Source organism: Pseudomonas sp. AIG (genome assembly GCF_977020205.1).
In genome coordinates this window covers 78218-92232 of sequence record NZ_CDROCK010000015.1, presented here as the reverse complement: position 1 = coordinate 92232, position 14015 = coordinate 78218, and the positions used below count along the sequence as shown (strand labels likewise).

Annotated in this window: 2 protein-coding genes (1 of these 2 cut by a window edge); both read right to left on the bottom strand. The window is 63.5% G+C overall.

What is annotated here, in order from left to right:
- Window positions 1-944: the 5' end (the start) of a non-ribosomal peptide synthase/polyketide synthase gene (locus tag ACWR1S_RS11810; RefSeq protein ID WP_454563604.1), read on the bottom strand. 16885 nt of this gene lie to the left of the window's left edge; only the first 944 of its 17829 coding nucleotides appear in the window; its start codon is at window positions 942-944; its stop codon lies off the left edge, out of view.
- Window positions 941-13957: an amino acid adenylation domain-containing protein gene (locus ACWR1S_RS11805; protein WP_454563603.1), complete on the bottom strand. Its 13017-nt coding sequence runs from the start codon at window positions 13955-13957 to the stop codon at window positions 941-943. The genes ACWR1S_RS11810 and ACWR1S_RS11805 overlap by 4 nt, the downstream gene beginning before the upstream one ends.
- Window positions 13958-14015 lie beyond the last annotated feature (58 nt).

The window sequence follows — 14015 nt, the reverse complement described above, 5'->3', positions numbered from 1 at the left end:
TGTAAGCCGTACGGCAACGTCGGCTCGTCGATGTCGCCGAGCATGTCGCGGAAAAACGCCTCGTGCTCGGCTTCGCTGACACCCAGACGCGCCTGCGCCACGTAATTGCGGAACGGCACCGGCCGCCCCAACAACTCGCGCTGCCCGCTGAGGCAGGCGCGCATTTCATGCCGCACCACATCGAGGGCCGAGTGGTCGAGGGCCATGTGATGGAACAGCAACGTCGCAATCACCTGTTGCCCGGCGTCATCCCAGGCATGGGCCAGGCGCATGAGCGGCGCGCGGCTGACGTCGAGGCGAAAGTGTCGGGCGTCGAACCGTTCGTGCAGGTACGCCAGCACATCGCTGTCAGCGTCAGGCACCACGACTTCTTCCACGGGCAGCTCGGCGCGGCGCCAGACCACTTGCACGGGTGCGTCCAGGCCTTGCCAGTGCACCGAAGTGCGCAGAATGTCATGGCGATCGATCACCGTTTGCAACGCTTGCGCGAACGCCTGAAAACGTTCGCGGCTGGCGAAGGAGAATTGCGACTGCATGACATACGGATCGCCTTCACCAGCACTGACGTGGTGGTAAAGAATGCCTTCCTGCAACGGCGCGAGCGGGTAGATGTCCTGCACATTCGCCGCGCCGCCGGGCACTTGCGCCACGAGGTGGTCGATGCTGGCCTGATCCAGCTCGACCAGGGTCAGCATCGACGGGGTGATCTGCGTGGCGTCGGCCGCGATGCCGTTGGCCGGCACTTCGACCTGACCGGCCTTGGTGGCCGAGTATTGCCCGGCCTTGATCAGTTCGATCAGCGCCGGTTTATGTTCGCGCAACAGCGCCAGCAATGCCGGATCGCTCAAGGCCTGCTTGTTGCCGTTCACCCGCAGCTGATCATCGGTGACCGCCAGTTGGATGTCTTTAGCCTTCAATGTGGCCAACAGTTCGATCACGTTCACAGGACGATCTCCATTCTTTCGGTAATTGCGGCGTAGCCGGCCAGGGTCGGCTGTTCGAACAGCGACCTGACATCGGCTTCCATGCCTTCCTGACGCAACCGGCCGATCAGACTGACCGCCAGCAGCGAGTGCCCCCCCAGCTCAAAAAAGTGATCGTGACGCCCTACCCGCTCAACGTTGAGCAGTTCGGCCCAGAGCCGTGCCAGGGTGATTTCGACGTCGCCGACCGGGGCTTCGTATTCACGGGTTTTCAGCGATTGCTGATCCGGCGCCGGCAACGCCTTGCGGTCGAGTTTGCCGTTGGGGCTTAGCGGCAACGCGGCGAGATGCACGAACACGGCGGGCACCATGTAGTCCGGCAAGTGTTCGAGCAAATGACTGCGCAGCACGTCGATTTCCAGGCGTTCACCGGTGTAATACGCGACCAGACGTTTGTCGCCCGGCACGTCTTCACGGGCCACCACCACGGCCTCCTGCACACCTTCGATCTGGGTCAGGCGCGCCTGAATTTCGCCCAGTTCAATGCGCAGACCGCGAATCTTCACCTGATCATCGTTGCGCCCCAGGTATTCGATGTTGCCGTCCGCCAGATAGCGCGCGACGTCACCGGTACGGTACATGCGCCCGCCAGGCTGGAACGGATCGTTGAGGAAGCGCTCGGCACTCAGCTCAGGTCGGTTCAGATACCCGCGCGCTACCTGCACGCCAGCGATGTACAACTCGCCGACCACGCCTTGCGGCACCGGTTGCTGTTGCGCATCGAGGATGTACATCCGAGTGTTGGCGATCGGTTTGCCGATCGGCGTGTTGTCCGGAACCTGCTCGACAGGCCCGGCGCAATCCCACGCGGTGACATCGACGGCGGCTTCAGTCGGACCGTACAGGTTGTGCAAACCACTGCCCGGCAATTGCAGTTTGAAACGCCGCACCAGACTGCCCGGCAACGCCTCGCCGCTGCACATCACCTGACGCAGGCTGTCGCAGCGAGTGGTGTCGCTGTTGGCGAGGAACACGTCGAGCATCGACGGCACAAAGTGCAACGTGGTGATGTGCTCGCGCTTGATCACTTCACTCAGGTATTGCGGGTCCTTATGCCCGTCTGGCCGCGCCATGACCAGTCGCGCGCCGGTCATCAGCGGCCAGAAGAACTCCCACACCGAGACGTCAAAACTGAATGGGGTTTTCTGCAATACCGAATCGGCAGCGGTCAGGCGATAGGCGTCCTGCATCCACAGCAAGCGGTTGACCACACCTGCGTGTTCGTTGACCACGCCTTTCGGTTGGCCGGTGGAGCCGGAGGTGTAGATCACGTAAGCGCTGTGCTGTGGCGTCAGCGCCGGGACTTGCGGATTGTCGGCAGACAGGGATTGCCAGGTGTTCTGGTCGAGGTCGATTACCGGTGCCGAGAGCTCTCCCAATAGCGCGCGGGTCGCCCCGTGCACCAGCACCACGGCCGGCGCGCTGTCCTCGAGCATGTAGGCCAAGCGCTCCGGCGGATAGGCCGGGTCGAGCGGCACATAAGCGGCGCCGGCCTTGTTGATCGCCAGCAGACCGATGACCATTTCCAGACTGCGTTCGACGCAGATCGCCACCCGCGAATCCACTTGCACGCCAAGGCTGATCAAATGCCCGGCCAAGCGGTTGGCGCGCTCGTTCAACTGTGTGTAGCTCAATGCCTGTTCGCCGGCGACGACGGCGACAGCCTGTGGCGTACGCCGCACCTGCGCTTCGAACAAGCCGTGCAGCGTCTGCTGCAAATCGTAATCGACGGCGGTGTCGTTGAGGCCGAACAGCAACGCCTGCCGCTCTTCGTCCGACAACACCGTCAGGCGATTCAACGCTTGCTGTGGGGTGTGCTCCAAGGCTTCAACCAGCGCGGTCAGCGCGTTCTCCATGTACTGGCCGAGGCGTGCCGCACCAATGCGCGACGGGGTCATCACGGTCAGTTCAAAACCGCTGCCCAGATCATCGACGTTGAGGGTCAACGGGTAATTGGTGCGTTCCTCGCCGGCAAGGGATTCGATGCCCTGCCAAGCCTCACGTTTGTCTATTTGTCGGGCTTCACTGTCGCTATGCCGATAGTTGAGCATCGCGCTGAACAGTGGCGACGGCGCCGCGACACCGCTGCAACGCTGGGCCAGCGCCAGCGAAGCATGTTCGTGAGCCAACAACGCACTGAGCCGCGCATGGGTTGCCTTGACCCCGGCGCGCACGTCGGTTTCATCGACATCCACGCGCAATGGCAAGGTGTTGATGAACATGCCCAACCCGCGATCCGCGCCCGCACCGCCCTGCATGCGCCCGAGTAACACGGTGCCGAAGACCACGCGTTCCTGCGCGGACGTTGCCGCCAGCACCTGTGCCCAAGCGAGGTGGAACAGGCTGGCGACGCTGACGCCGAGCAAGCGTGCCTGACTGCGCAAACGCTGCGCCACCAAGGCGGGCAGCGCCTGGCAGACTTCCTCGATGTCATTGCCGTCGCCGTGCACATCCTGCAAACCGAACGGCAGCGTCGGTTCGTCGATGTCGCCGAGCATTTCGCGGAAGAACACTTCGTGCTCTTGCTCGCTGACGCCAAGGCGGGTTTGCGCGACATAATTGCGGTACGGCACAGCCTCTACCGGCAATCGTTCATCGCCGCGCAAAATCGCCTGCATTTCTTCGCTGACCACCGCCAGCGCGGTGTGGTCCATGGCGATGTGGTGGAACAACAGCATGGCAACCACGCGCTGATGGTCCGGATCAAGGGCGTACACCAGACGCAGCAGCGGTGCCTGATCAAGTTCCAGACGGCAATGTCGCGCATCAAAGCGTGCACGCAACTGATCGATGGCTTCGCCCTGCGCAGGTTCCAGCGCCACAGCTTGTACCGGCAACTCCGCCTGCCGCCAGACCACTTGCACCGGCGCCGCAAGGCCTTGCCAGACTATCGAAGTGCGCAGGATGTCGTGGCGCGCCATGACTTGGCGCAGCGCGGCAGCGAACGCCTGGAAACGCTCGAGACTGTCGAATGCCAGACACGATTGCAGCAGGTACGGATCGCCTTTCACGGCGCTGAGATGGTGATACAGAATCCCTTCCTGCAACGGCGCCAGCGGATAAATATCCTGCACATTGGCCGCGCCGCCCGGCACCGTGGCGACAATGCGCTCAATACTGGCCTGATCCAGTTGCACCAGTGTCAGCATGTCGGCGGTGATCTGTGTGCAATCGGCGGGAATCAGATTCTCCGGCACTGCAACCTCGCGCCCACTGCCCACCGCTGCCGCCAGTGCGGCCAGGGTCGGCTGGCTGAACAGCACGCGCACGTCGGTGCTCAGATCGACCTGACGCATGCGTTCGATCAGCGTCACCGCCAGCAACGAATGCCCGCCCAATTCGAAGAAGTTATCGTGACGGCCGACCTGTTCAACGTTCAAGACGTCCGACCAGATCTGCGCCAACGCAATTTCCACCGAACCCTGTGGCGCGGCATATTCGCGGCTCAGCCACGCCGTTTGATCCGGCTCCGGCAATGCCTTGCGGTCGAGTTTGCCGTTGGCGGTCAGCGGCAGTGCTGGCAGGCGCACGTAAGCGGCCGGCACCAAGGCTTGCGGCAACTGCGCTTGCAGATGACGGCGCAAATCCTCGATGTCGACGTTCAGGCGTTCGGTAAACCACGCCAGCAACTGGCCGTCGCGCACCAGCACCACGCAATCCTGCACGGCCGCGTGACCGCTCAACGCCGCTTCGATTTCACCCAGCTCGATGCGTACGCCGCGCAGTTTGACCTGATCATCATTGCGCCCCAGATACTCGATTGTGCCGTCAGCCAACCAGCGCGCGAGATCGCCGGTGCGGTACATGCGCGCCTGCGGTTCGTCACTGAACGGGTCGTCGAGGAAGCGTTCGGCAGTCAGTTCGGGGCGATGCAGATACCCGCGCGCCACACCGGCGCCGCCGACATACAACTCACCAGCGACGCCGACCGGGACGGGGCGCTGCTGGTCGTCGAGCAGGTAAATCTTCGCGTTGGTCATCGGCCGACCGATGTGCAGCACCTGCCCGGCTTCGACCGCGCCGGAGGTGGCAACCACCGTGGCTTCGGTCGGGCCATAGTTATTGATTACCGCGAAGGTCTGCTCGCGGGGGAACTGACGCAATTTATCGCCACCGATCAACAGCGTGCGCAAGGTCGGGTGGCCGAGATCGCGACTGAACACATATTCGGCGACTGGCGTCGGCAGGAAACTCACTTGCAACGGCTGCGCGCGCCACCATTCCAACAACCCATCGAGGTGCTCGTTGCTCACCGTTTGCGGCGGCAGGTGCAGGGTCGCGCCGATACACAGCGCCGGCCAGACTTCCCACGCCATGGCGTCGAAACCGAAGCCGGCGACGCTCGAGGTGTGGCTGCCGGCGCGCAGGTCGAAGGCCTCGCAATGCCAGTGCACAAGGTTTTCCAGCGTTGCGTGTTCGACCATCACGCCTTTTGGCTGGCCGGTAGAGCCGGAGGTGTAGATCACGTAGGCCAGATGCGCCGGGGTCAACGCCGGGAGTTGCGGATTGCTGTCGGACAGTTGTAGCCAAGCGGGATTGTCCAGATCGATCAGCGGCACGTTTCCGAGCAAGTCAGCCGTCGCAGCCTGCGCCAGCACCACCATCGGCGCGCTGTCCTGCAACAGATAAGCGATGCGTTCCGCCGGGTACGCCGGATCGACCGGCACATAACCGGCGCCGGCCTTGAGGATCGCCAGCAACGCCACAAGCATGTCCGGGCTACGGCGCAGGCACACAGCGATGCGGTCATCGGGCTGCACGCCGAGCCCGAGCAAGTGATGGGCCAGGCGGTTGGCGCGCTGATTGAGTTGAGCGTAAGTCAGTTGCTGCGCGCCTTGAACCACCGCCAGTGCGTCCGGCTGTTGCTCGGCCTGCGCCTCGACCAACCGCTGAATCGTTGCGCCACGCGGATAGGCCGCTGAGTGCTGGTTGAAGTCGACCAGCAAGCGCTCGTATTCCGCCACCGAAAGCACCGGCAAACGGTTGAGCGGACGTTGCGGTGCCTGTTCCAGTGCGGTCACCAGATGTTCCAGTGCGGTGTGCATGTAACTGCAAATCCGTTGCGCACCGATCTCGGCGACCGCCAGCACGTCGAGGACAAAACCTTCGCCCAGATCATCCACCGACAAGGTCAGCGGATAATTGCTGCGTTCCTCGCCGCCCAGCATGCGCACGCCCTGCCAGATACCCTGGCCGTCATGCGGCTGCTGCTCGGCGGCACTGTGGCGATAGTTGAGCAACGCGCTGAACAGCGGCGCCGAACCGGTCATGGCACTGCACCGTTGGGCCAGCGCCAGTGACGCGTGTTCGTGGCCGAGCAGCGCCGTCAGCCGCGCATGGGTGGACTTCACCCCGGCGCGCACGCTTTCAGCGAGATCGACGCGCAGCGGCAAGGTATTGATGAACACCCCCAGCGTGCGATCGGCGCCCTCGCCACCCTGCATCCGCCCCATCAACACAGTGCCGAACACCACATCGCGGCGCCCGGAGACTACGCCCAGCACCTGCGCCCAGGCCATGTGCATCAGGCTCGCCGGGCTGACACCCAACTGCCGCGCCTGTTCACGCAGGCGCAGATTGAGCGCGGCATCGACCGCTTGCAGCGCTTCTTCGATGCCACGTCCGTCGCCCTGAACATCCTGCAGACCGAAGGGCAAGGTCGGCTCGTCGATATCGCCAAGCATCTCGCGGAAGAACGCTTCATGTTCCTGCGCATCGGCGCCCAAGCGCGCCTGCGCCACATAATTGCGGTACGGCATCGGCGGCGCCAGCGTGTCGAGCTGGTCGAACATCAACGCATGCATTTCCCGGCCGATCACGTCCATGGCGGTGTGGTCGAGAATCGAGTGATGGAACAGCACGATGGCGACGACTTGCTGTTGCGCCGGATCCTCGGCGTAGACCATGCGGATCAGCGGTGCCTGATTCAAGTCGAGGCGGAAATGCCGGGCATCGAAACGCGCGTGCAACTGTTCGAGGATGTCGCCGTCCTGCGCATCAAGCGGCACTGGCTGCACGACCATCTGCGCCTGCCGCCAGACCACTTGCTGTGGGTTGGGCAAGCCTTCCCAAACCACGCTGGTGCGCAGAATGTCGTGACGCGCGATAACCTGCTGCAAATGCGTGGCGAAGGTTTGTAAACGCTCGAGGCTGTCGAAGGCCAGACGTGATTGCAGCAGGTACGGATCGCCCTGCTCGGCGCTCAGATGGTGATAAAGGATGCCTTCCTGCAGCGGTGCCAGCGGATAGATATCCTGCACATTCGCAGCACCGCCCGGCACCGTGGCGACGATACGATCGATACTGGCCTGATCCAGCGTGGTCAGGGTCAGCATGTCCGGGGTGATGTGCGTGCAATCGGCCGCAATCAGATTGGCCGGCACTGCGATTTCCCGGCCACTGCCCAAGGCCCGCGCCAAGGCGGCCAGGTTCGGCTGGTTGAACAGCACCCGTACATCGGCGTTCAAACCGGACTGACGCATGCGTTCGATCAGGCTCACCGCCAACAGCGAATGGCCGCCGAGTTCGAAGAAGTTGTCGTGGCGGCCGATCTGTTCGATGTTGAGTACGTCGGCCCAGATCTGCGCCAACGTGATCTCGACCGGGCCTTGCGGCGCTTCATATGCACGGCTGAGCCACGCGTCCTGATCCGGCTCGGGCAAGGCCCTGCGGTCGAGTTTGCCGTGAGCCGTCAGCGGCAGGCTGTCCAGTCGCACATAGGCGGCCGGCACCAAAGTGTCCGGCAGTCGCGCTTGCAGATGGCGGTGCAAGTCGCCGATCTCGACCTGCTCGATGTCAGTGAACCACGCAACCAGACGCCCGTCGCGCACCAGTACCACGCATTCGCGGACCGCGTCATGAGCGCTCAACGCCGCTTCGATTTCGCCGAGTTCAATGCGTACACCGCGCAGTTTCACCTGATCGTCGTTTCGTCCCAGGTATTCGATATTGCCGTCGGCCAGCCAGCGCGCGAGGTCGCCGGTGCGGTACATGCGCGCGTGCGGCTCGTCGCTGAACGGGTCGTCGAGGAATTGTTCAGCGGTCAGTTCCGGGCGATTCAGATAGCCGCGTGCGACCCCGGCGCCACCGACATACAACTCGCCCTGCACACCGGTCGGCACCGGTTGTTGCTGGCGGTCCAGCAGATAGACCTTGGCATTGGCAATCGGCCGGCCAATGTGCAAAACCCGCCCGGGCTCGATGCGCCCGGACGTCGCCACCACCGTGGCTTCGGTCGGGCCGTAGTTGTTGATCACATCGAACGTCTGATCACGCGGGAACTGGCGCAACTTGTCGCCACCGATCAGCAGCGTGCGCAAGGTCGGATGGCCCAGTTCACGGCTGAATGCGTATTCGGCGACCGGGGTCGGCAGAAAGCTCACCTGCAACGGCTGCGCGCGCCACCACTCAAGCAGTTCATCGAGGTGTTCATTGCTGATCACGGGCGGTGGCAGGTGCACGGTCGCGCCGACGCACAGCGCGGGCCAGACTTCCCAGGCCATGGCATCGAAACCGCAACCGGCGACGCTGGCGGTGTGGCTGCCGGCGTGCAGATCGAAAGCTTCAGCGTGCCAGTGCACGAGGTTTTCCAGAGTGCGGTGCTCGACCATCACGCCTTTCGGCTGCCCGGTAGAGCCCGAGGTGTAGATCACGTAGGCCAGATTCGCCGGGGTCAACTTCGGCAGTTGCGGATTGTGGTCAGGCAAGTGCCGCCAGTCGTTGGTGCCCAGATCAATCACGGGGACAGCGCCAAGCAGGTCGCGCGTCGAGGCCTGCGCCAGCACCGCGATCGGATCGCTGTCCTGCAACAGGTAGGCGATGCGTTCAGCCGGGTATTCAGGATCAATCGGCACATAACCGGCGCCGGCCTTGAGAATCGCCAGCATTCCAACAAGCATGTTCGGGCCGCGACGCAGGCACAGCGCGACGCGGTCATCGGTTTGCACGCCGAGGCCAATCAAGTGATGAGCGAGACGATTGGCGCGCTGATTCAGTTCGCGGTAGCTGAACTGTTGCTCACCCTGCACCACCGCCAATGCTTCGGGATGCGCCAAGACTTGCGCTTCAAAGAGCCGCGGCACTGTCTGCGCGGACGGGTATTCACGACCGCTGATGTTGAAACCAACCAGCACACGCTGCCGCTCGCCCGGCGACACGATCGATAGCTGCTGCAACGGCGCGGTCGGCGTGTACTCGAGCGCCGTGACCAGGCTGTGCAACGCGGTTTGCAAGAAGTCGCAGACCCGCGCGCCATCCACCTGCGGCACGGCTTGCACGATCAAGCGGAAACCTTCGCCGAGGTCGTCGACGCTGACCACCAACGGATAGTTACTGCGCTCGCGGGAGCTGAGAATCTGCACGCCGTCCCACGTGACAGCGGCCGACTCGGGTGCACTGTGGCGGTAGTTAAGCAAGGTGCTGAACAGCGCCTGCGAACCGGCGACACCGCTGCAACGCTGGGCCAGCGCCAGCGAGGCTTGTTCGTGGCCGAGCAACTGCGCCAGGCGCGCATGGGTGGCACGCACGCCGCTTTCTACCGAATCTGCCCCGACACTGACGCGCAGCGGCAAGGTGTTGATGAACATGCCCAACGCCCGATCAGCGCCCTCGCCGCCTTGCATGCGTCCGAGCAATACCGTGCCGAACACTACGTCTTGCTGACCGGACACCTGCGCCAATACCTGAGCCCAGGCCTGATGCACCAGACTGGCCACGCTGACACCCAACCGCCGCGCCTGCTCGCGCAGGCGTTGGCCGAGGCCGACGTCCAGCTCCGCATGACTGTCGAGAATGTCGCTGCCGTCGCCGTGCACGTCCTGCAAACCGAAGGCCACGGTCGGTTCGTCGATGTCGGCGAGCATCTCGCGGAAGAACGCTTCGTGGGCCTGATCATCGGCGCCGAGCCGCGCCTGTGCGACAAAGTTACGATACTGCACCGGCGGCGGCAGATCGACGCTATGGCCGAGCATGACGTCGTTCATTTCCGCAACCAGCACTTCCAGAGCGGTGTGATCGAGGACGATATGGTGCATCAGGAGAATGCCGATCCAACGGTTGTGCGGCTGATCTTCGGTGTAGACAAAGCGCATCAGCGGTGCGCGATTGAGGTCCAGGCGATAGTGGCGTGGATCGAAACGCGCCTGCATCTGCTCGAGCACATCGCCGTCAAGTTCGTCGGCATCGACGCGTTCCAGCGCCAGTGTTGCCTCACGGCAGACCACTTGCACCGCTTCTTCAAGACCCTCCCAGAAGATGCCGGTGCGCAGAATGTCATGCCGCGCGATCACGCCGTTCAAGGCGCGGACGAAGGTTTTGATCTGCGCCAGCCCCTCGAAGGCAAATTGCGCCTGCAACACATACGGATCGCCAGCGCTCGTCGCCAGATGGTGATAGAGAATCCCCGCCTGCAGCGGCGCCAACCCGTAGATGTCCTGCACATTGGCGATGCCACCCGGCACAGTTGCAACGACACGGTCGATCGCAGCGTGATCGAGATTGGCCAGCGGCAACATGGCCGGGGTAATGCGCGTGCAACCTGGCTCGATCAGATTGTCTGGAACGACAATCACACGCTCGTTGCTCAAGGTTGCCGCCAGCGCGGCCACGCTCGGCTGACCGAACAGCACGCGCACATCACAGTGCAGATCCTGTTGGCGCATGCGTTCGATCAGCTTCACCGCTAACAACGAATGACCGCCGAGTTCGAAGAAGTTGTCATGGCGACCGACCTGCTCGACGTCCAACAAATCCCGCCAGAGCCCGGCAATCAGATGTTCCACCGCACCGACCGGCGCCTCGAAACCCCGTCGGGCAAACGCTTCGCTGCCCGGTGCCGGCAAGGCTTTGCGGTCGAGTTTGCCATGGGTGGTCAGCGGCAAAGCGTCCAGACGCACGAAGGCGCTCGGCACCATGTAGTCAGCCAGCACCGTCAGCAAATGATCACGCAATTGCGCCACATCCGGCGCGGCACCGGCGTCGGCCAGCCAGTAAGCGACCAGACGCTGGTCACCGGGGCTGTCTTCGCGAGCAATCACCACAGCTTCGCGCACGCCTTCGCAAGTAGACAGCCGCGCCTCGATCTCGCCCAGCTCAATACGGAAGCCGCGAATTTTCACCTGATCGTCATTGCGACCGAGGTATTCGAGGCTGCCGTCCGCCGCCCAACGCGCAAGGTCGCCGGTTTTATACAAACGCGCCTCGGCGTTTGCGCCAAACGGATCATTGATAAAACGTTCGGCCGTCAGCGCTTCGCGATGCAGATAACCGCGCGCCACGCCGGCGCCGCCGACGTACAACTCGCCAATCACACCGACCGGGACCGGTTCACGCTGAGCATCGAGGACATACAGTTGCAGGTCGGGAATGCGCACGCCAATCGGGCTGACGCCCAGCAACTGCGCGTCGGCGGCCTGCAACGGCCGATACGTCACGTGCACCGTGGTTTCGGTGATGCCGTACATGTTGACCAGCCGCGTGCCGGCATTGCCGACCCGCGCATACCACGGTTTGAGCAAGCCCGGCTCCAGCGCTTCGCCGCCGAAAACCACTTCCCGCAAGGAGTGCTGCAAGGTGCTGCGGCCCTGTGCGGCGATCAATTGGCGGAACGCGCTCGGCGTCTGGTTGAGCACGGTCACACCGGTTTCGCAGAGCAGTGCATAGCAGTCGTCCGGCGAGCGGCTCACGGCTTGCGGGACCAGCAGCAATTGCCCGCCGAACGCCAGCGCGGCCCAGATTTCCCAGACCGAGAAGTCGAACGCGAAAGAATGGAACAGCACCCCGATGTCTTGCTGGTTGAACTGGAACCAGTCATGGGTGGCAGAAAACAGCCGCGCCAAGTTGCGGTGCTCGACCATCACGCCTTTGGGTAGACCGGTGGAACCGGAGGTGTAGATCACGTACGCCAGATGCGTCGGTGTCAGCTCGGGGATCTGCGGATTGCTGTCGAGTTCGGCCTTGAGGTGAGCGCTGTCGAGGTCGATCTGCGGCACCTCGAGAGCGGCCACGCGATCGTGGGTCGCCGCCTGCATCAGCACCGCTGCCGGGGCGCTGTCCTGCAAGGTGAGGCTGATTCTGTCGAGCGGATAGGCCGGATCGATCGGCACGTAACCGGCGCCTGCCTTGAGCACACCGAGCAGGCCGATGATCATTTGCGGGCCGCGCTCGACGCAAATTGCCACGCGGTCATCGGGACGAATGTTCAGCGCCAACAGATGATGAGCGACCTGATTGGCGCACCGGTTGAGCTCGCCGTAGCTGAGGGTTTGCCCGTTGAAAATCAGTGCTGTGGCGTCAGGTCGGGCCTGCGCGTGGGCTTCGAATTGCTGATGGATCAGCGCGGTGACAGGGAACTGCGCCAGCGGCGAATTGACGCCGCGCAGCAGTTGTTCACGTTCGCTGGCCGGGAGAATTGCCAGGTTTTGCAATGCCACATCGGTGCTGGTCTGCAGGGCCGTCGCCAGACTTTCCAGCGCTGTGCTCAGATACGCCGCCACGCGCTCGGCACCGAGCGCGACATCCGCCAGCGCGGTGATGCGCAAGTCCACGCCGAGGTCATCAATGTTGATCGTCAGCGGATAGTTGGTGCGCTCGCGCGCGCCGAGCACCTGCACACCGGGGGCAATGTCGACCACGTCAGCGACTTCTTCGACGCCGCTGTGCCGGTAGTTGAGAATCGCGCTGAACAGCGGCGTCGGCACCGCGACGGCGCTGCAGCGTTGCGCCAAAGCCAGCGAGGCTTGCTCGTGCGCCAGCAACGCGGTCAGCCGCCGATGGGTCGCCAGGACCCCGGCGCGCACGCTTTGCTCGCCGACATCAACGCGCAGCGGCAAGGTGTTGATGAACATGCCCAGCGCTTGCTCGCCGCCCTCGCCCGCGTCCATCCGCCCCAGCAGCACGGTGCCGAACACCACCGCCGTGCGCCCGGACAACTGCCCCAAAACACGTGCCAGCGCCAGATGCGTCAGGCTCGCAACGCTCACGCCGAGCTGCCGCGCCTGCTCGCGCAACTGCCGGCTCAAGCGGCTGTCGAGCATCAGCGAGGCTTCTTCGATGGCGTGGCCATCGCCCTGCACATCCTGCAAGCCGCATGGCAGTGTCGGCTCGTCAATGTCGGCGAGCATTTCGCGGAAAAATGCTTCCTGCGCCTGCTCGTTGCCGGCACCGCGTGCCTTGGCCAGGTGATCGCGATAGGGCACCGCCGCTGGCACTTGCGCAGTCTGCCCGAGCAGGCAGGCCTGAACTTCCCGGCGCAGCACATCCAGCGCCACGTGATCCATGATCATGTGATGAAACAGCAACAGCGCAACGACACGGCCCTGCGCAGGATCCTGCGCATAGACCATGCGCAGCAACGGCGCTTGCTGCATGTCGAGACGAAAGTGCTGCGGGTCGTGAAGTGCGAGCAGTTGCGTCAGCACATCGGCGCCGTGGTCGACGCTGACTTCCTCACACACCAGCGGCGCCTCGCGCCAGACCACTTGCACCGCTTCGTCGAGGTATTCCCAGACGAACGAAGTGCGCAGGATGTCGTGACGTTTGACCACCCAACGCAGCGCATCGGCGAAGGCGTCCAACCGTTGCTGGCTGTCGAACACGAAGCGCGCCTGCGAGATGTAAGGGTCACCGGCAGCGGCCGAGAGGTGGTGATAGAGCATGCCTTCCTGCAACGCCGACAGCGGATAAATGTCCTGCACGTTGGCAGCCCCGCCCGGCACCGTGGCGATGATGCGGTCGAGGGCATCCTGCTGCAGATTCACCAGCGGCAGCATGTCCGGGGTGATGCGAAAGGCCGGGCTCAGCCAGTCGCCGCCATGTTGGGCGACCAGCTCCAGCAGTTGCGCCTTGTGCGCCGCGAGGCTTTCCCACAACGCGTCATCCAGCGCGTCGTCGCTGCCCAGAATGACCAGGTCTTCATCTTCCTGTTGAAGGCGGATCGCATGGGTGGAAATGGCAGCCATCAGTTCGCTGAAATGCATGAGGTAACCTGCTGTAAATACGGAAAAAAGGAGCGCGCAGCAGCGAGTCCGTGCACGC